Genomic DNA, 19633 nt, shown 5'->3' with positions numbered 1-19633 from the left:
GATCAGAACTTCGCCGTCGTGATGAGGTAGAACGCCCGCCCCGGCGCGACCGCGACGAAGGGAACCGCGCTGCGATAGAGCGTATCGTAGTAGAGTTTGTTGGTGAGATTCTGGGCGTAGAACTTCATTGTCCAGTTCTTGTCGATCTTCTTCTCGACGAACGCGTCGAAGCGCCAGTAGCTCGGCAGCTCGTTGCCGGTATTGGCCGCGAACGTGCCGCCATACACCTTCGAACGGTACACCGCCTGACCGCCCAGCTCCCAGCCGTCGTCGAACTTGTACTTGGTCAGCATGCTGAACGATTGATGAGCCACATTGGCAAGCTGCAGGCCGAGATTTGAGGCGAGACCGCTCTGCGTGACCTTCGATTGCATCAACACCAGGCCGCCGAAGATGCTCCAGCGATCGGTGATCTTGCCTTCGGCCTCGATATCGATGCCCTGGATCCTGTAGGCAGCGCCCGAAGTCAGCAGGCCGCTGACGGTTTCGCGCGCATTGTCCTTCGTGGTCTGGAACAACGCGGCGCTGACCAGCAAATGGCGATCAGCCAGTTCCCATTTGGTGCCGAGTTCGGCTGCCTTGTTGCGCTCCGGCCCGAGCAAGATAGCCGTGTTGGCAGGAATGCCGCCGTAGTCGGTGGCGGTCGCGTCAAGCTCCGATCCGAACGGATTGGCCGAGGTCGCATAGGCCGCATAGAGGCTGCCGATCGACATCGGCTTGTAGACCAGGCCGACGTTGTAATTGACGAGATCGGCATTCTGTTTGAGATGATCCGCGTTGGTCGACGAACTCTGGCTGTAACCGTCGTAGCGCACGCCACCATTGACGATGATCGTGTCCTGCCAATTCGCGGTGTCCATGACGTAGACGCTGCTGGTGTTGACGCCATAGCGCGTCGGATTTCCAACCAGCGACGGCGTGTTGCTGAAGGGAATGTAGGTGTACTGCGGCGAGTAGAGGTTGACCCCCGGGACCGCCCCGCTGCTGGTCGAGCCGCCGCCGAACAGTTCCGACGAGAGGCCGGTGTAACGGTCGATCGAGATGTTCTCGTTGGCATATTCCACGCCGAACACCGCGGTGTGCTTGACCCCGCCGGTGTTGAGCTTGAACGTGGCCTCGTTCTGGTTGGCCCACACGTCGACGTTCTGGTAGCGGCTCTGCGCACTGGCCGTCGTGGTCCAGAGCAGCGGATTGGGGCTCGTCGTAACCGGGTTCTGCGGCAGCGTGCCGATATAATTCAGCAGCGAGTGCTCGCCGCGCACCTTGCTGCTCAGCGTGATGGCCTCGTTGACCTTGTACTCGATCGTGCCGGTGCCGAAATCCTGCCGCGCGGTCTGGAAGTCGCGGTTGAGGAAGCCGTACCAGTTACCACGCGGAATGCCCGCCGACGTCACCGGGACGTTGCCCTGCTTGTAGTAGGGCACGCCGAAATCAGGATAGCCGCTGAGGTCGGTGTGGACGTAGTTCGTCGTGATCTTGATGTCGTTGGTCGGGGTATACTTGGTCGCGATGAACGAACCCCAGCGATTGTCGGTGACGTAATCGCGGCCGGCGACGTTGGCGTCCTGGAACAGGCCGCCGGCGCGCACCGAGAAAGTGGGATCGATGACCTGGTTGACGTCGAGCGTGACCCGCTTGGTCCGGTCGGTGCCGAACTCGGTGTCCATTCGCTTGAAATTGACGTCGCCAGCCTGCTTGGTGACGATGTTGATGGCACCGCCGGCGGTGCCGCGGCCTGCGTAGGACGAGGCCGGCCCGCGCAGAATCTCGATCTGCTCGGTGAAGAAGTTCTCGCGGATCGAGACCGCGGGATCGCGGATACCGTCGATGAAGACGTCGTTGCGCGCATCGAAGCCGCGGATGAAGAAGCGATCCCCGAACGCGTTGCCGCCTTCCCCAGATCCCAGCGTCACGCCGGCGGTCGAGCGCCCGATCTCCTTCAGCGTCGTGGCGTTCTTGTCCTCGAGCACTTCCTTGCTGAGCACGGTGATGGTCTTCGGCGTGTTCAGCATTGGCTCGGGAAACTTGCCGGAGGCCTGGACGTGGTCGACCTTGTAGGGTGCCGCCGGATCGGAATAGGGATTGCGATCGGCTTCGCCGGCCGGAACGGTAGGAGCGGTCTGCTGCGCCGCCTGCTGCCGCTGCGCGGCGCGGCGAAGCGCATTGCGCGCGCGGACCTGGTCCGCCGTCGGCTTCGAAGCCACCGGGCGCGGACGCGCGACCGGCGCATCGACCGTTACCGGCGGCAGGTTCGACTGCTGCGCCTCCGCGCCGCTCGACACCGATGCTGCCGCGATCAGGCCCGCGACAGCCGAGACCTTCTTGCCGGAAACGCCCGTGAACTTTTCATCGAATGCTGCGACCGAACGCAACGACTTCGGTGCGACCACCTGCCCCATTACCAACACGCCCCATATTCCTGTTCGCCCATTCACTTCGATGAGCGATTGGAGTGTTGGTATCGGCCGCAAAATAGCGGGTCAATGCGAGCAAGCCGCGAGAACCCTTGAATAAGTCCAGATCAAAACGATTCTAAACTGCAGTTTGAAATCGTTCTAAATCAAGATTGGATTTGTTCTAAAGCGAGCGCGAGATCGGCGGTCGCGCGCGCATCGTCAATCACTGCTCGTCGGCTTCATCAGCGAGAACAATTCATCGACAGTCTTCTGCGCCACCGCGCGCACGCGATCGCTGTTGTCCATGCCGGCAATGTTGACGCCCCCGACGACGGCTCTGATCTCGTCGCGGAAGTCGGTGAGAAAGTGCAAGGGATCACGCTGCTCGTTGGCGACGCGTGCGATCAGTCCCGTGATCAGGATTTGACACGCGATCAGCTTGCCGTTCAGTTCGTCCATCCTGCGCTCCCATTGCAACGCGCCGATATGGCCGATGCCGAATTTCCTGACAACCGAAACGGCCTCTGCGCGACTTAGAACCGTTCTTGGGAGCCGCCCCGCGTAGCGCATCCCTATCCCGCGCACACCGCTTCCGAGCATTGCACAAGATTTGCTCGCAGATCGTTCGTGGCGGGAGAATGCAGCACTGCACACCGTAGTGACACGGAGCTGCCTAGACAGTGCAAAGCTTTCCAATTGTTTAGGATTCTCAGCCGATAGTGCTGTTTACACTGGAACTTGGCGTGTATTATACAAGCGCGCTGGAACCCTATGATTGCCTCACAATTCGTAGCTTAAGGCACAAGAGCCGACACGAGACGATATGAAAAAGTCCCGGCCGATCCTCTGGATTCTGATCATCGCGGCCGTGGCCTCCGCGGGTTACTATGGTTGGCAGAAATTCGGCTCGCCCGACGCTGGAAAAACCCAGACCGCACAGAAGGGGCCGCAGCGCCCGCCCGCCGTCCCCGTGAGCGTTTCGCCGGTCCAGAAGGTGGACTTTCCGGTTTACCTGACCGGTCTCGGCACGGTTGCGGGCTTCAACACCGTCCAAGTCCGGACCCGGGTGGATGGGCAGATCGACAAGATTGCCTTCACCGAAGGCCAGATCGTCAAGGAGGGCGAGCTCCTCGCCTCGATCGATCCCCGCCCCTATCAGGCCACGCTCGACCAGGCCAAGGCCAAGAAGGCGCAGGACGAGGCAAATCTGGCCAACGCCAATCTCGAGCTCCAGCGCGCCATGAAACTCGGCGAATTCGCCACCGCACAGCGGGTCGACACCCAGCGCTCCACGGTCGCCCAGCTCACCGCGCAGATCGCCGCCGACGAAGCTTCGATCTCCAACGCGCAGACCCAGCTCGACTACACCCAGGTCAAGGCGCCGATCACCGGCGTCGCGGGCCTGCGCCAGGTCGACGTCGGCAACATCGTCAATTCCTCGACGCAGACCGGCATCGTCACGATCTCGCAGGTCGAGCCGATCTCGGTGATCTTCACCGCACCAGAAGACCAGCTGCCCTATATCAGCGAGGGCCAGAAGGCCGGCGCGCTCAGGGTGATCGCCTTCACGACCGACGGCAAGAAGACACTGGCCGAGGGCAAGCTCGCGGTCATCAACAACCAGGTCGACACCAGCAGCGGGACGATCCGGCTCAAGGCGGTGTTCGACAACAAGGACCACGCGCTGTGGCCCGGGCAGTCGGTGTCGACGCGCCTGCTGGTGCGCACTCTGAAGGATGCGACCGTTGTCCCGGATGACGCGGTCCAGCACTCCACCAACGGCCTCTACGCCTATACCGTCAATCAGGACAACAAGGCCGAGGTGCACAAGATCAAGGTCAGCTACGCGATTGACGGACGTTCGGTCGTCGACGAAGGGCTGACGCCCGGGCAGCAGGTGATCACCGGGGGCCAATTCAAGGTCCAGCCCGGAAGCCTCGTCTCCACGGCCGTGGCGAGTACGGATCCGGCGCAGAACAAGGTTCGACAGGAATGAACGCGGGCGGGATTTCGGCACCTTTCATCCGTTATCCCATCGGCACCTCGCTGCTGATGGCCGGCATTCTCTTCGTCGGTCTCGTCGCCTATCCCCTGCTGCCTGTCGCGCCCCTGCCGCAGGTGGACTTCCCGACCATCCAGATCACCGCCAATCTGCCGGGCGGCAGCCCCGAGACCATGGCCTCGTCGGTGGCCCAGCCGCTCGAACGGCAATTCGCCCAGATCCCGGGCATCGCCCAGATGACCTCGACGAGCTATCTGGGCACCGCGTCGATCACCATCCAGTTCGACCTCAACCGCAGCATCGACGGCGCCGCCAACGACGTGCAGGGCGCCATCAACGCCGCGAGCGGTCAGCTGCCGAAGAACCTGCCCTCCCCACCAACCTACCGCAAGGTCAACCCGGCCGACGCCCCGATCCTGCTGTTGTCGGCAACCTCCGAGACAATGCCGCTGACCAGCGTCAGCGACGCGGTCGATGCCCAGCTCGCCCAGCAGATCAGCCAGCTCTCGGGCGTCGCGCAGGTCTTCATCGGCGGCCAGCAGAAGCCCTCGATCCGCATTCAGATCGACCCGGCGAAGCTCGTCGCCAAGGGCCTGTCGATGGAGGACGTGCGCAGCCAGATCGCGATCACCACGGTCGACAGCCCCAAGGGCAACATCGACGGCCCGAAGCGCGCCTACACGATCTACGCCAACGACCAACTCACCCAGGCCAAGGACTGGAACGACGTCATCATCGCCTATCGCAACGGCGGTCCCTTGCGAATCCGCGACATCGGCCAGGCGGTCAGCGGCCCCGAGGACGCCAAGCAGGCGGCCTGGGCCAACGGCAAGCGCGGCGTGTTCCTGGTGGTGTTCAAGCAACCCGGCGCCAACGTCATCGAGACCGTTGACCGGATCAAGGCGACGTTGCCTCGCCTCGTCGCAGCGATCCCGCCCGCGATCAAGATCGAGGTCATCAGCGACCGCACCACGACAATCCGCGCCGCGGTCGAAGACGTCCAGTTCACGCTGCTGCTGACCATTGCGCTGGTCGTCATGGTCATCTTCATCTTCCTGCGCAGCTTCTGGGCAACGGTCATTCCCACCATCACGGTGCCACTGGCGCTGCTGGGCGCGTGCGCGCTGATGTGGGTGTTCGGCTACTCGCTCGACAATCTGTCGCTGATGGCGCTCACCATCGCGGTCGGATTCGTCGTCGACGACGCCATCGTGATGCTGGAGAACATCACGCGCTACATCGAGGAAGGCGAATCGCCGATGGCGGCGGCCTTCAAGGGCTCGAAGGAAATCGGCTTCACCATCGTCTCGATCAGCATCTCGCTGGTCGCGGTGCTGATTCCGCTGCTGCTGATGGGCGGCATCATCGGGCGCCTGTTCCGCGAATTCGCCGTCGTGCTGGCGATGACGATCTTCGTCTCGATGTTCGTGTCGCTGACCCTGACGCCGATGATGGCCTCGCGCTTCCTGCGCGCCCATGGCGAGGTCACCCACGGCAAGTTCTACCAGTGGAGCGAGCGCGGCTTCGACCGGATGTTGCGCGGTTACGAATGGATGCTCGACCATGCCCTGGCCTGGCGCCGCACCACGCTCACGATCTTCTTCGCGACCCTTGCCCTGTCCGTCTATCTGTTCGTGCTGATCCCGAAAGGGTTCTTCCCGCAACAGGACGTCGGCCTGATCACTGCGACCTCGGAAGCCTCCCAGGACATCTCGTTCGCGGAGATGCAGCGCCGCCAGGTCGAGCTCGGCAAGATCGTGATGGACGATCCCGACATCGCATCCATCGCGATGAACATCGGCGGCAGCGGCCGCGCCGGCAACAACGGCAACATGTTCATCACGCTGAAGCCGCGCAACGAGCGCGAAGCCTCCGCGCAGCAGATCATCGCGCGGCTGCGTCCCAAGCTCGAGAAGGTGTCCGGCGCCCGCCTCTACATGCAGGCAGCCCAGGACGTCCGGCTCGGCGGCCGGCCGACGCGCACCCAGTTCGAGTTTACCCTGCAGGACGCCGATCTCGCCGAGCTCAACGACTGGGCACCGAAGATCCTCGCCAAGATGCAGACCTTGCCGCAACTGCGCGACGTTGCGACCGACCAGCAGACCCAGGGCACCACGGTTCAGCTCAAGATCAACCGCGATACTGCAGCGCGTTACGGAATCCAGCCGCAGCTGATCGACGACACGCTCTACGACGCCTTCGGACAGCGCCAGGTCACGCAGTATTTCACCCAGCTCAACACCTACAAGGTGATCCTCGAGATCCTGCCGGAGATGCAGGGCAGCCTCGAGAGCCTGAACAAGCTCTACCTGAAATCTCCGCTGACCGGCGACCAGGTGCCGCTGTCGACCTTCGCGACCTGGAGCACCGATCCGGTCCGCCCGCTCTCGATCAGCCACCAGGGCCAGTTCCCCGCGATCACGATCAGCTTCAACCTCGCCCAGGGCGTCGCGCTCGGCCAGGCCACCGAGGCTGTGCAGAAGGCGATGGCCGATCTCGGCGCGCCGCCGACGCTGAATTCCAGCTTCCAGGGCACGGCACAAGCGTTCCAGCAATCGCTCGGCACCGTGCCGCTCCTCATCCTCGCCGCGCTGGTCGTGGTCTATCTGATCCTCGGCATCCTCTACGAGAGCTACATCCATCCGATCACGATTCTGTCGACCCTGCCCTCGGCCGGCGTCGGCGCGCTCGCGATCCTGATGGCGGCCGGCTTCGAGTTCAGCCTCATTGCTTTGATCGGAGTCATTCTGCTGATCGGCATCGTGAAGAAGAACGGCATCATGATGGTGGACTTCGCCATCGCCGCAGAGCGCGACGAGCACAAGACGCCGGCGGAATCGATCCGGCAGGCGGCGCTGTTGCGCTTCCGTCCGATCATGATGACGACGATGGCTGCCCTGCTCGGCGGCGTGCCGCTGATGCTCGGCCACGGCACCGGCGCCGAGATTCGCCAGCCGCTCGGCTACGCCATGGTCGGCGGTCTGATCGTCAGCCAGGCGCTGACGCTGTTCACCACCCCGGTCGTCTATCTCTATCTCGACGAGCTCAACAACTGGTTCTCGGGCTGGGGCCGTAAGGGTGACGGCGAAGGCGACGAGACGGTCGAGCACGGCACCGTTAAGGAAGCTGCCGAGTAGCAGCTTGCACCGCACGCCTCACGACGTTACAGCGAGGCCCTTGGTTCACGTCAACGCGGTCTTGCCATGCCCATGCAATCCAGACTTGTCGCCCTTGTCGCCGCTGTCCTGTTGTCTGCGGGTGGCGCGTATGCCCAGCAAGGCGCCAAGAAGAACGCGACTCCCTCTGCCCCGGCGGCACAGCCTGCGCCCGCTCCGACGCAGCCGCAGGCTGACGGCGCTGTGGCGCAGCAGCCCGGCTGGGTCGTGCGCTGCACCAGCGTCAGCCGCGACGCACCGCTCGAATGCGCGATGGAGCAGAACGCGGTGCTCACCAAGACCGGCCAGACCGTCGTCCTGATCAACATCCGCATCGCGCCCGACACCCGCACACCCGTGGCGCTGCTGCAATTGCCGCTTGGCCTTAACCTTCCCATCGGGACCAAGCTCCAGGTCGACGACGGCAAGACGGTCGATCTCCCAATCCAGACCTGCGAGAACCGCGGCTGCTACGCATCGACGCCGATCGCACCAGACCTGTTGGCCACTTTAAGGTCAGGCAAGCAGCTGAAGGTCTCCTTCCAGAACATGGCCAAGGAAACGATCGCGATCCCGATGCCGCTGGGCGATTTCGCGGCGGCCTACGACAAGATCAAGTAGCTCTTTCGCGCGTTCACCGCCGCGCCATCTGCGCGTTGCCGACGGCGTCGCCGTCGAGCTTCTGGTCGTCGTGCATGACGACAGTGACGCGCGAGAGCGTCCTTCGAATTCGAACGGCGCATCGTAATGCGACACCGAGCTGTCGCGGCCGATGTCGAGGCCGGACCACGAGATCAGCATGTGGAATCTGAGCTGGGTCTGCAGCGCTCCCGCGGGCTCGCCGTCGATCAGCCGCGTGTAGCCGGTGACGCCGGTGACGCCGGTACGCGAGCCCTTGGCCGGCGGCTCCTTGCGCACGAGACGTTCGACATGCACGCCGAGCCGCCGCGCGCCCGACGGCACCTAGCGCTCCGAGCGGACGATCTGGTGACTGCCGCCGATGCTGAGGTCATGCACGAGATCGCCGTCCTTGACGTAAAGGCTGTAGCCGGCAAGTGAAACGGCTAGCCACGATGCTGCTGCATGGGCAAGCACCGATATGTGGGGCTGGTCAGCGCCCTCACTTCACGGGGTCGCTCGCCCTCAGCAGCGTCGTGAAGCCGCCATAGATCATGCGCTTGCCGTCGAACGGCATGCCCTCCAACTTCAGCCGCGGGTCCGCCATCACCTTCTTGTTGACGGCGTCGCGAGTCTCCCGGTCGCGATAGACGATCCATGAGAACACCACGATCTCGTCCTCCTTCGCCATCACCGCGCGCGGAAACGAGGTCAGCTCGCCATAGGGCACGTCGTCGCCAATGCATTCGACATAATCGAGCGCACCGTGCTCCATCCAGATGGCGCAGGCTGTTGTCGCCAGCGCCTTGTACGCCTCGATGTTGTCCTTTGGCACGGCCAGCACGAAACCATCGACATAGGGCATCACGGATCTCCTTGGGTTGTGTGTCCGGAGGACGATCCAGCGCGCGGCGGCCCGACTCGTCGTGGCACCCACAAGGTGAGGCAAACTGTCGCGAGCAATTCGTGCGCTACTTCACATTCGCCCGTCGCGGCTCCGTGACATCATCCCTGACGTTTGCATCCGCACAGCCGCTATTTCAGATTGTATTTGAGGAGGCCGCTTTCATGAGCACCCGCCTGTCGTTGCTTTGCGTCCACGGCGTCGGTCACGCGGAGATCGATGCCGGGTTTCAGCAGTCCTGGTCCGAAGTCATCACGCGTGCCGTCGAGCAGGTCGACCAGGGAGTCCAGCTCGAGATTGATTTCGTTCGCTACGACGATCTGTTCGAGAGGGCCCCGCTCAATTCCCTCACCTACGCCGCGGCCGCGGCCAAGCTGCTGGCGAGCGCGGTCGTTCACGGCATCGGCGACCTCCTGACTGGCGCACGAGGCATCGGCGACATCCCCGCCGTCATCAAATGGACCGCAGGCATGATCGCCCAGTGGTCAACCGACGAACAGCTCCGCAAGGACCTCCGCCAGCTCATTCTCGACAAGATCGACGGCAAGACCTACGATATGGTCCTGGCGCACAGCCTCGGCTCGCTGATCTGCTACGACACCTTCCTGCACGACGGCGACGCGATCAAGGATGCGATCTTCGTCAGCTTCGGCTCGCAAATCGGCAACCCGGCGGTGCGCGACGTCTTTGCCGGCCGCATTCAGCCCCTAACCTGCCGAAAATGGTACCACCTCTATAATCCCGGCGATCACGTGCTGACCTATCCGCTCGACATTCGTGCGGATAATTATCAGCAGGTCATCGTGTCCTTCGACGTTCCCAACGACGCGCTCAATCACGATGCGACATGGTACCTGTCGCACACCAGCACAGTTGCGACGGTCTGGCATGAGGGCGCTCCGGCGCCTGCCTCGCGCGCGATCCTGAGCGCTACGCGCGAGATGGCGAGCCTTGCTGTCAAACCCGGCCGCCGCGCGCTGCTGATCGGCATCAACGACTATCCTGACCCGGCCAGCAGGCTCGAAGGCTGCGTCAACGATGTGTTCCTGATGAGCTCGGTGCTCCAGGAGAGCGGTTTCGAGCCGGAAGATATCCGCATCGTTCTCAACGAGCGCGCGACGACGCAAGGGATCATGGACCGGTTGCATTGGTTGCTCGACGGCGTTCGTGGCGGTGACGAGCGCATGCTGTTCTATTCGGGGCACGGCGCCCAAATTCCCCGCTACAACATCCAGGGCGAGCCTGATCACGTCGACGAATGTCTCGTTCCCTATGATTTCGACTGGTCCCCGGCCCACGCCATTCTGGACCGCCAGTTCGCCGAGCTGTATTCGCAACTGCCCTATGACAGCTATTTCGTAGCGATGTTCGATTGCTGCCATTCGGGCGGGATGACGCGCGATGGCGGTCCTCGTGTACGGGGTTTGAGCCCGCCGGACGACGTCCGCCACCGTGCGCTGAAATGGGATGCCGCCGAGCGAATGTGGGTGCCGCGCGACTTCACGCCGCTGAACAGGAGCTTGAAGGACAGGAAGAATGGAGCCGACTTCCTCGGACAGAACGGGGCGACACAACGGCTCGGGCGCGCGATGATGCTGCGAACCAAGCCGGACAAGGATTACGACAAGACGCGCAAGGAGCTCGACCATCTCGGGCCGTACATGCCGATCCTGCTCGAGGCCTGTCAGGAGCAGCAGCTCTCCTATGAATACCGGGATGGCGTGACGTCTTATGGCATCTACACCTACTCCATGGCCAGCACTCTGCGCGAGCTGAGGGCCAAGGGCGAAAATCCCTCGTTCAAGACGCTCAACGAGCTGGTCACGGAGAAACTGAGGCGGATGCGATACAGCCAGACGCCGAATCTGGTCGGCGCCAAGGTTCGCTGTGCGGCTCCTGTGCCGTGGGGCAAATCGCAAGGCGCGGCGTCCGCCAGGCCTGCTGCGAAAACACCGTCCAGGCGGCCGCGTAAGACGGGGCGCAAGCAGGCGCCGGCGACAAAGAAGGCGACGAGAAAGAAGAGATAGCAAAGCACTCGCGATCAGGCTTTGGAGAAGTAATCATGGCAACAGGCATGTCCCTGCACATCGGATTGAACGCCGTCGATCCGCAGCATTACGAAGGCTGGAGCGGCCCTCTCAACGCCTGCGAAGCCGACGCCAACGACATGGCGGATCTCGCCCACACAAGCGGCTTCGCGCCGACCAGGCTCGTCACCCGCAAGGCGACACGCGCGGCCGTCCTGGGCGGCATCGCGCACGCGGCCAAGTCCCTCAAATCCGGCGACATGTTCTTCCTGACCTATTCGGGCCACGGCGGTCAGTTGCCAGACCTCAACGGCGACGAGCCTGACGGCAAGGACGAGACTTGGTGCCTCTACGACGGCGAGTTGGTCGATGACGAGCTGTATTCCTCATGGGGCGCATTTGCAGCCGGCGTGCGCATTCTGCTGCTCTCGGATAGCTGTCATAGCGGCAGCGTGAGCAAAGCCCTGCACTATCAGGCTAGGGCACGCACGGTCCCCGGCACCATCTATCGTGCGATGCCGGACGAGATGGCGCTGCGCGTCTATCAGGCCAACAGGAAGACCTATGATCCGATCCTGAAGCGACGCGATCTTTCCGAGGCCTTCTCCAACGTCAAGGCGTCGGTGCTGCTGATCTCCGGCTGCCAGGACAACCAGCTCTCGCAGGACGGCACATTCAACGGCCTGTTCACGGGAACGCTGAAGGCGGTCTGGAACGGCGGGACATTCAAGGGATCTTACCGGCGCTTCCACACCGCCATCGGCGCCAAGATGCCGCCGGATCAGTCACCCAAACTGTCGCTGGTGGGCGCCAGCAATCCGGCCTTCATGGCCGCCCGCCCCTTCACCCTGGCCAAGACGAAGAAGGCCGTAGCGAAGAAAAAGAAATCAGCAGCGAAAAAAGGAAAGAATCCGGCGCGCAGAAATTCGAGGTAACGCCGACACGGCGCAGCGGGCGAAACAGAAAGGCGCCGGAATTGGCTGGGGAACTAGGACCCTACGCCGGATCGGTCTGAAGCACTGGAAATACTGCAAAAACAGGCCTATGTTGATCCCCGCGTTGGGGGCGACCCGTTGGGGGCGCCGTTAGGGGCAGAGGCCTGTGAACATCCTTCTACGATCAGAAAAAGGCGGCGGTGATCGACGCTACCTGACCCAGCCCCGGGGCGAAGGGACGACTTGGTACGCCGTCGCTGAGGTCCCCAGAACGCTACGGCCGGCCATTGGTAAGAAGCGGCTTCTGAAGTCCCTGGAGACCACGGACGTCCGGGTGGCCCGCATTGCCCGTTGGAATGCCGTTGCGGATTTGAAGTCCGAGATTGCCAAGCACCGGACGCCCGGCCCCGAAGATCAGGACCCGCTACTCTTGGAGGCCATGGCTTTCCGGGAAGAGTTCGTCCGGGCAGATGCCGCGCGGCGCAATGACCTCATGTATCAGATCACGGACCGCGCCGAAGAGATCGACCTCGCGGCCGGCGGTACCCGGGACGATTACGATCCTTTCGGAGAACACCGGGCGGCGGCCAAGCAAGCCGTCGGGTTCGTTCAACTGGCGTCCGCAAAGGTCACCCCCGCCGACCTCTACATCGAACGGTGGCTTGCGGCCTCGACCTACAGCGAGCGCACTAAAGCCGACGCCCGCACGGCACTATCGCAGTTCAAGGATTGGTGCACAAAGGCAAGCCAAGGTTTCTTCATCGAGACAACGACCGATCGGGTTGCCGCCGATTTCCGCGATGAGGCTTTCGTCAAGGCTGGCGTGCACTTCAAGACGGCCAACAAGAAGCTATCCGCGTTACGGCAATATTGGACTTGGCTGGAGAAGAGCTTCGGTGTGAAGTCGAATCCGTGGATGCGCAAGTCGCTTCCTAAGGCCAAGGCACACAGAATTGCCCCAGACGGTCCGATGGGACCCGAGCGGCCGTTCACGGATGACGAGGTACGCATCCTTCTTAGGGGCCAAGCAGACGCCGACATGGCCAACGCTATGAGGATTTCAGCCCTGTCGGGAATGCGCCTCGATGAGATCGGCCAGCTTCGCGTTGGTGATTGCCGCGACGACACGTTCAGCATTACTCGGAGTAAATCTGCGGCGGGCGTTCGCATCATTCCGATCCATTCGGCGCTGCGACCGATGATCGCGAAACTCGTGGGTAAACGCGATGCGGCGGCTTATCTGTTTCCTAACTTTCAGGACACCGGCTGGGATGGCAACCGGACTATGGCCCTCTCTAAGCGGTTTACCTACTATCGCAAGAAGCTGGGCGTGCATGACAAGCGGCCGGGAGCGCGGAGGTCCAAAGTCAACTTCCACAGCTTTAGACGCTGGTTTGCAACGAAGGCAGAAGACGCCGGACACCGAGAGAATGTCGTGGCGGACATTATGGGTCACGAGAGCGAGGTTGGCATCACTTTCGGGCTCTATTCGAACGCTCAACTAAAGCGTCTAAAGAGATCTTGCGTGGAGTCCGTCAAATTGCCGATCTAAAGGCAAACGCACCTGTGTCATTCATCGACAACCATTGTTCCTCATTACATTGCTGGCGATCGAATACAGTTCGAAGTTACCGCAGCCGCCACGAAACGCCTCCGCACAGGGCTGGCCGCACCCGCCGGCTATCAACTCTTGTCGGCCGCCTTGGCCCCAGGCGCCTGCCGCGAGAATCTTGAAGTTGTAGCGCGGTCTTCTTTCAAGACCGATGCGCGAAGTGCTGCGATCTTTGCGTCGATTTCATCAGCAGACACCTCAACCCTCAGCTTGTCTTGAATGAAATGCAGTCGCGCGTCACAATCTCGGATGAGCTCGGCCCAGGTTCTCACCCAGACTTCAGCATTTGACGTCTTCAAGAAAAGCCCAACTGGTCTATCTTTTTGCGTTATTCTCGGAGCGATCGCAGCGTCATATTCGCCGGTAACGAGAAAGAAGGTCCATTGCGTGTCGGTGTGGGCGTAGTCCAACTGCGCCATCAAAGCATTCACGTAATCTTCTAACTGATCAAGTTCCTTACGCCCAACCTTCAGAGAAGGACGTTTCAGTTCGATCACGATGAATTCTTGTTTACTCCGGTCGGGATGCGGCACGACCCGCCCCAGGAAATTGTCCAGCCGGCCTGAAGACCCGTCCACCTTCTTGACACTCTTCTTTGCCCCCTTCACGCCCAGCTCTTGAGCTACCCGCTCCATGACTCGGGTAAGCCCGACCTCGGAAAGAGCGATGTGAAACCGCTCGCCGAACATCCACGTATTGTCCCTAATAATGACGTCGAGTTCTCCGCGCTCTTTTGTGTTGTGCCGATACTCTGGATCGAAAACCATTCCTCTCAGGACTTGCAGGGCCACCACGCGCTCAGCTATCAGGCTCGAAGCTAAAATGATGTTTCCTAGCTGGGTCTTTTCTAGCAAGGAAGAGAACTCGTCCTGTCGCGCTTTCGGCAAGTTCACGACGGCACGCAAAATCGTCGACAAAGAATCGGGATTGTGCCTTATCGCCTCCTTCAAAAAAGTGAGTGTCATCTTTCGAAGCGAAGCGTCGGCTCTGGTGAAATCTTTCGAATAAGAAGAAACAGCATAGGTGGCGATCTCGAAGACTTGCCGCTCCTTTCGTTCGATCTCGTCTCGCGGCTCGCCATCATATGGGTACGCGCCCTCCGCTCTCAGCTCCTCGATGAGACCCTTTGATCGCGCGGCCTGTCTCTGGCGGAAGTAATCCGAGAGCGCATCCCGAATATAGGTCAGAAGATAGGAGAAGTCTGGATCGGTCAGATCGTCTAGTTCGAGGAGATGGGCATCTGCAATCTCTTGGAAAAATGAGGAATAGGCGTAAGCGGAATATTCGAACCCGGGCGCAACCACGTTCGCCGGCTGCGACCCAAGGACGATTCCGTTTTCACCGCCGAGGTGTATGCGGCGGTTCTCAACATGGGAATTCCATTCGACTACAGAGATAGCCAGATCTTTGACTGTGCGATGGGGGCAAACGATTGTCTCGGTCGGGAAGTCGTACGACGCGGAGATCGCGTCAGTGGGACGTATCCTCTCGCCGTTGTACGAGATCGATACGGTTGGATACCGCAAGAGATACGGGGCGAACACCGCGCTAATCTCCAAAAAGGCTACCCTCGAAGCGAGCCAGTCAAAGGTGCCCTTTAGATTTGATAGAACTACTTGCGTGCCCGTGTGCTCCCGCTCGGATACCGTCTGATCCGACACCGACGACTTCCCGAGCGCTGCGGATTCGATCTCAATGCGGAGATCCCCCAGCTTGTTGTCGATACTAAATGTCGAATCCCACACGGCCCTCTGTGCTAATGAATAGAAACGCAGTCTCCCTCGGCCCTCCTTGCCGTGCAGAGCACGCTGCGAACGAACGCGGGAAGCAGTCTTCTTCCAAGAGTCACCGAGATTTGAAAAGTCCTTATTGGCACGTAGGGGTGAAATCCCGTCGCCATTATCGGCAATAGAGATCGATTCAATTCCACCGAGAGTGTTGAACGCGAAGCTCACCTCGACATTCGTTGCATTGGCATCCAATCCATTCCAAACGAATTCCGAGATCGCCTTTATGGGATCGTGGGTCTTGGCGACCTTTTCTAAGTGGTCCTGTTGTGCCGTCAGCGTGAGTATTGTCATTTCCTGCCTGCGGATTTATTTCTTAACTGCCAGAGGATGCGCAGGGCGCACTAGCCTTACGACGAATCAACCGATAACTCCTCGCCGGCAGCCTCCTCGGCGAGTCGTTCCGATCTCCGCGTCAGCGGGTGGTGCCCCCGACCTAGACCGAGTTGCGGAATGAATTCTTGCGTTTGCGCTGAAAGCAATAAGCCCCCCAACACGCTGACCTTCTCGCAACTCACGCGGGAGATCAAGCGATCGGCTATCTCCGCGCCCCCTAGAGGTCGCTGCACCATCGTTTTGCGCTGCCAAGCCGGCCGTTTCGTTGCACCTCCGCATGGCGAGCCTTGGCCGCTCCATTTCGGCCTCTGCGAACGGCATTAAGAACTGGCACGAAAGGACGCTTAGCGATAACTATATGATTCTGCTCGAACTTATGTATGCTGGTCGTAGTCCGGCGCTCACCGAGAATTCCACAACTCAGCCAGCGCACTCGAAAGGCCATTGCCATCAGCGGGGAAGATGTGATCGTCTTCGCAACAACTCTAGCGGGAGCCCCCCATTTCTGATCATCTTACCCTCCTAGCAGAGTGGATAGCCGAGACCGAGCATCAACGGTCGCGCCAATTGCTATTTGATGACCAAGCTATAATTGCGAGTGATGTAGGAGTGTTGCGAACAGAGAACCAAGATCGCGTAGCTGCCATGCGGGTGTCGGACGGTCCGAGACCTTTCATCTGCTTCGCGCTAAGCGACGGAATGGGAGGAATGAAGGACGGTGGAGCGTGCGCGACCGTGAGTATTGCGGCCTTCTTCTCCGCATTGATCTCTGCCTCAGAGTTAGAACCACAGCGAAAGCTTCATATCGCCACCAATATCGCGAACGAGACGGTTTACAGAACCTGGCAGGGGCGTGGCGGCGCCACCCTATCGGCTGTTCTAATCGAGGGTAGCCAGTCAATTTTCGTCTCCAATGTCGGCGATAGTCGCGTCTACGCGCTTGATGCCGAATGGTCGAAGTTGAGTCGTGTGACCGTCGACGACAATCTGAAAGAGGCCTTCGGCGGTGCAGATCGAGGGCTGGTCCAATTCATCGGCATCGGAAAATCGCTAGTTCCGAATGTTCAACAAGTCTCTGCCGGCTTAAATTCCTTTCTCGTAACGTCTGATGGCGCGCATTACTTCGATGATAAGATATTCGAGAAACTGCTGCTCAGCGCCACCGAGCCTCTTCGAGCAACCGATAGGCTGCTTGCCTTGGCTCGTTGGCTTGGTGGGCCCGATAACGCATCCGTCGCCGCGTTCACCGTTTCGCACCTGTTAAATAAGCTCAATCGCGTGAATCGCTCGCTGCCCACGGTTTGGAGCGGTTATTCTCAGCTCCACCTCCAGCGCACGCCAAGCAAAGTATCGACGGTTGATTCTCCGCCGAGTCAGTCGACCGATGAGCAGGTACGCTCACAAGCGACCAAGCAAAAGATCGCGAATAAACGCAAGAGCAGGACTTCAAAAAAGTCCGAGCAAGGCGACCAACTGGAGATCAAGATCTCCTCCGATGAGGGCGAGGATGCCGCTGATAGCTAATCGGTACGAGCCGACCGGAAACGCGTCCTGGGGAGGAATGGGTGAGCTAAACGAGTGCGAAGACAAGAACCTGTCGCGCAAAGTGATGCTCAAACGTGTCATCAAGCCGGCTGACTTGCCACGATTACTGGACGAACAAAAAGCCCTCATACGTCTGCGTTCAAAACACGTTGTGCAGCTTTTGGACGTAGTGTCGTTCAAATGGAACCAACAAGATGTTCGATGCCTTGTGCTGGAGCACATATCCGGCACAGACTTGGACCAGCTTAAATTCTCAGCTGGCACCGACTACCAAAAGACGCTGTGGCAGATTGCGACTGGAATCTCGGAAATTCACGCGGCAGGTGTGATCCATCGTGATATCAAGCCTCAAAACATTCGTCGTGATGCAAATGGAATCATAAAGATTTTCGACTTTGGTCTCGCGAGAGAAGCTGGCAAAGATGATAAGACCAAAAGCATCATCGGAACGATCGGCTACATGGCGCCCGAGCTATTTGGCACGAATACAATTTCCTTCACTGGCGCCATCGATACCTTTGCTTTTGCTCGCACCGCGTTGTCTCTTCTTGGCATCCACCCGCATAACGAGAAGCCGAAGGCCATTCCGGCTGGGACAATCGTTGCGGCACAGCCCAGCCTGAACGCCGAGGTAGCCAAAACGTTGGAAGCTTGCCTCGACCTATCCCCCGCAGGCCGGCCCTCGATGCACGACGTTATGACTCTCTTAGGTCGCGATCTACTTCGAGACAAACACCGAGCTCGCGTCGGTACGGAGAGCCAGGGCGCACATGAGTTGAACGCTGCCAAACGCTCCGTGAATCTGTCTTTCAAAAATCAAGGCAGCATATCGATTCGATACGATGGGTATCAATTCACAATCACCGCATTAACTGGCGACGTTTACGTAAACAACACAAGGGCCGCCGTTGGTATGACTATGCTGTCAGCCTGCGTCATAACTATCGGGTCCGCCCCTCCGCGAGCATTCGTCACTTTTGATATTTCCAATCCCGAGGTGATGGCATGATCGCGCCGGGCACCGAGCTAGCTTCGCGGTATGAGATCATTTCCTACGTCGCCTCGGGTGGCATGCAAGATGTCTACAAAGCCAACGACAAGTTGACCGGCGAAGTCGTCGCCCTAAAGACCCCGCAGGCTGGTCAAGCGAACAAGCGATTTAAGCAAAGCGCAATCTTGTCGGCGCGAATAAGCAATTACAACGTTGCAAAGACCTTCGATTACTTCGAAGCCGGCAATGCCTGCTACCTAATTGAAGAGTTCATTGAGGGGACGACGTTAGAGGCAGCGACACTCGATATCATTCCACAAATTGATCCGCATCTAGCAGCGTATTTGATGCTTCGTATCTCGAAAGGTCTGGCTGCTTCGCACCAAGCTCAGGTGGCACACCGAGACCTGAAGCCGAGCAACATCTTGGTCGGTTCAGATTTCTCTTCTGTCAAAATTACCGACTTCGGCATTGCGACGCTTGCAGAGGAGCTTTTCGAGGAAGTGATCGCCAAGAACGGGGACCTAACGCGTTCAACGTCTGGAACCGTAAAGGGTGCTCTTCCCTATATGGCGCCCGAAATGATCTTTCGAAAGCCCGGCGATTACATCGGGTGCGAGGCAGACATTTGGTCTCTTGGGGCTCTGATATTCCGTCTAATGACAGGGACGTATCCGTTCGGCGAAGGCATGATGGTGCCCGTGAATGTTGAGAAGAAGCAACCTCTCACCTGGCCTGCGTTCTTGACGCGCAAAGCTCAATTCGCTCCGCTTTCAAGTTCAATCGTCGCGATTGTCGAGAAGTGTCTTGTATACGACAAAACACAGCGACCGCTCGCTCTGGACTTAGTACAATCCTGCGAGGAGTTATGCTTCTATTTCGCACCACGCAAATTTGGCGTAATCAGCGAAGTCAGGCTGACGACCGGTTTTGTACGATCTTCAACCGGCGAAAAGATATTCTATCACAAGGATAGCCTGTACGGCGCGGGGCAAGCTAAGGTCGGTGCCAAAGTAATTTTCAGCGCTCATCATGGCACGCCCTTTCCTCGTGCTCATCCGATTGTGGTCTGCCCGTGATGCTCTCTTGAAAGCTTGATGCGCCGGCCTGTCAGAGGGGCACCCTGACTACCTAGAGAGAATTGCATCGGCCTGGGTTGTCCCCGGAACGAAATCAATTTTGGGTCACAAATTTGAGGCGTGACCTCGACCGCTGGAACGTCGTCGTTCCCCCGTGGGGGTGGCAGCTCGCAGCCACAGTGGGTCTCTCGCTGGGGGAACTAAGTTTCCTCGAACTTCCCGTTGCACCCGTCGCCAACCCTTTCG

The 19633-nt window shown here is 59.9% G+C and carries 14 protein-coding genes; 9 read left to right on the top strand and 5 right to left on the bottom strand.

The window, feature by feature from the left end:
* Positions 1–2 precede the first annotated feature (2 nt).
* Both N551_RS0126765 and N551_RS0126760 read right to left on the bottom strand, forming a co-directional pair.
* Complete coding sequence (locus N551_RS0126765) at positions 3–2399, bottom strand: TonB-dependent siderophore receptor (protein WP_027569526.1); 2397 nt, start codon at positions 2397–2399, stop codon at positions 3–5.
* A gap of 216 nt (positions 2400–2615) precedes the next feature.
* The gene (locus N551_RS0126760; RefSeq protein WP_027569525.1) at positions 2616–2855 is read right to left on the bottom strand and encodes a hypothetical protein; all 240 of its coding nucleotides are present in this window, start codon (positions 2853–2855) and stop codon (positions 2616–2618) included.
* Positions 2856–3219: 364 nt separating this feature from the next.
* On the opposite strand from N551_RS0126760, the gene N551_RS0126755 reads away from it, so the two are divergent.
* From N551_RS0126755 to N551_RS0126745, 3 genes are all read left to right on the top strand, one after another.
* Positions 3220–4392, top strand: a complete 1173-nt coding sequence (locus tag N551_RS0126755) for an efflux RND transporter periplasmic adaptor subunit (RefSeq protein WP_027569524.1) — start codon at positions 3220–3222, stop codon at positions 4390–4392.
* On the top strand, positions 4389–7535 hold the full coding sequence (locus N551_RS0126750; RefSeq protein WP_027569523.1) for a multidrug efflux RND transporter permease subunit: 3147 nt from the start codon (positions 4389–4391) through the stop codon (positions 7533–7535). Before N551_RS0126755 ends, N551_RS0126750 begins: the two co-directional genes overlap by 4 nt.
* Positions 7536–7601: 66 nt before the next feature.
* On the top strand, positions 7602–8174 hold the full coding sequence (locus tag N551_RS0126745) for an invasion associated locus B family protein (protein ID WP_027569522.1): 573 nt from the start codon (positions 7602–7604) through the stop codon (positions 8172–8174).
* Here the strand turns inward: N551_RS0126745 and N551_RS37445 are convergent.
* Together N551_RS37445 and N551_RS0126735 are read right to left on the bottom strand one after the other, a co-directional pair.
* Positions 8070–8516 (bottom strand): hypothetical protein, encoded by a 447-nt coding sequence (locus tag N551_RS37445; protein ID WP_245287857.1) that lies wholly within the window; start codon positions 8514–8516, stop codon positions 8070–8072. The genes N551_RS0126745 and N551_RS37445 overlap by 105 nt on opposite strands.
* 157 nt (positions 8517–8673) lie before the next feature.
* Positions 8674–9036 carry a DUF1428 domain-containing protein gene (locus N551_RS0126735; protein ID WP_027569520.1) on the bottom strand — a complete coding sequence of 121 codons (363 nt, stop codon included), beginning with the start codon at positions 9034–9036 and terminating at the stop codon, positions 8674–8676.
* A gap of 203 nt (positions 9037–9239) precedes the next feature.
* On the opposite strand from N551_RS0126735, the gene N551_RS0126730 reads away from it, so the two are divergent.
* The 3 genes from N551_RS0126730 (at position 9240) to N551_RS0126720 (ending at position 13589) form a co-directional block, all read left to right on the top strand.
* Positions 9240–11102 carry a caspase family protein gene (locus N551_RS0126730; RefSeq protein WP_027569519.1) on the top strand — a complete coding sequence of 621 codons (1863 nt, stop codon included), beginning with the start codon at positions 9240–9242 and terminating at the stop codon, positions 11100–11102.
* A gap of 35 nt (positions 11103–11137) precedes the next feature.
* Positions 11138–12037 (top strand): caspase family protein, encoded by a 900-nt coding sequence (locus tag N551_RS36330; protein WP_051462920.1) that lies wholly within the window; start codon positions 11138–11140, stop codon positions 12035–12037.
* A gap of 166 nt (positions 12038–12203) precedes the next feature.
* A complete protein-coding gene (locus tag N551_RS0126720) occupies positions 12204–13589 on the top strand; it encodes a tyrosine-type recombinase/integrase (RefSeq protein ID WP_027569518.1) in 1386 nt (461 codons plus the stop codon).
* A gap of 131 nt (positions 13590–13720) precedes the next feature.
* On the opposite strand, the gene N551_RS36325 is transcribed toward N551_RS0126720, so the two are convergent.
* Complete coding sequence (locus N551_RS36325; protein WP_035962457.1) at positions 13721–15730, bottom strand: ATP-binding protein; 2010 nt, start codon at positions 15728–15730, stop codon at positions 13721–13723.
* Between the two features lie 777 nt (positions 15731–16507).
* Between N551_RS36325 and N551_RS39020 the strand changes: the two genes are divergently transcribed.
* The 3 genes from N551_RS39020 to N551_RS0126700 are packed head-to-tail and all read left to right on the top strand — an operon-like array spanning position 16508 to position 19387.
* Positions 16508–17296 (top strand): PP2C family serine/threonine-protein phosphatase, encoded by a 789-nt coding sequence (locus N551_RS39020; protein ID WP_197031193.1) that lies wholly within the window; start codon positions 16508–16510, stop codon positions 17294–17296.
* A complete protein-coding gene (locus N551_RS0126705) occupies positions 17280–18326 on the top strand; it encodes a serine/threonine-protein kinase (RefSeq protein ID WP_197031192.1) in 1047 nt (348 codons plus the stop codon). The genes N551_RS39020 and N551_RS0126705 overlap by 17 nt, the downstream gene beginning before the upstream one ends.
* The gene (locus tag N551_RS0126700) at positions 18323–19387 is read left to right on the top strand and encodes a serine/threonine-protein kinase (protein WP_027569516.1); all 1065 of its coding nucleotides are present in this window, start codon (positions 18323–18325) and stop codon (positions 19385–19387) included. Before N551_RS0126705 ends, N551_RS0126700 begins: the two co-directional genes overlap by 4 nt.
* The last annotated feature ends 246 nt before the right edge of the window (positions 19388–19633 follow it).

The sequence above is a fragment of the Bradyrhizobium sp. URHA0013 genome, assembly GCF_000518345.1.
Taxonomy (GTDB): domain Bacteria; phylum Pseudomonadota; class Alphaproteobacteria; order Rhizobiales; family Xanthobacteraceae; genus Bradyrhizobium.
The sequence above is the reverse complement of the archived record's forward strand: the minus strand, read 5'-3'. Positions and strand labels throughout refer to the sequence as shown.

Bases quoted from the DNA above. Each gene is read 5' to 3' on its own strand.
- N551_RS0126765 (WP_027569526.1), bottom strand. From the start codon at position 2,399: ATGGGGCAGGTGGTCGCACCGAAGTCGTTGCGTTCGGTCGCAGCATTC.
- N551_RS36330 (WP_051462920.1), top strand. From the start codon at position 11,138: ATGGCAACAGGCATGTCCCTGCACATCGGATTGAACGCCGTCGATCCG.
- N551_RS0126755 (WP_027569524.1), top strand. From the start codon at position 3,220: ATGAAAAAGTCCCGGCCGATCCTCTGGATTCTGATCATCGCGGCCGTG.
- N551_RS0126760 (WP_027569525.1), bottom strand. From the start codon at position 2,855: ATGGACGAACTGAACGGCAAGCTGATCGCGTGTCAAATCCTGATCACG.
- N551_RS36325 (WP_035962457.1), bottom strand. From the start codon at position 15,730: ATGACAATACTCACGCTGACGGCACAACAGGACCACTTAGAAAAGGTC.
- N551_RS0126730 (WP_027569519.1), top strand. From the start codon at position 9,240: ATGAGCACCCGCCTGTCGTTGCTTTGCGTCCACGGCGTCGGTCACGCG.
- N551_RS0126735 (WP_027569520.1), bottom strand. From the start codon at position 9,036: ATGCCCTATGTCGATGGTTTCGTGCTGGCCGTGCCAAAGGACAACATC.
- N551_RS0126750 (WP_027569523.1), top strand. From the start codon at position 4,389: ATGAACGCGGGCGGGATTTCGGCACCTTTCATCCGTTATCCCATCGGC.
- N551_RS0126705 (WP_197031192.1), top strand. From the start codon at position 17,280: ATGCCGCTGATAGCTAATCGGTACGAGCCGACCGGAAACGCGTCCTGG.
- N551_RS0126700 (WP_027569516.1), top strand. From the start codon at position 18,323: ATGATCGCGCCGGGCACCGAGCTAGCTTCGCGGTATGAGATCATTTCC.
- N551_RS0126745 (WP_027569522.1), top strand. From the start codon at position 7,602: ATGCCCATGCAATCCAGACTTGTCGCCCTTGTCGCCGCTGTCCTGTTG.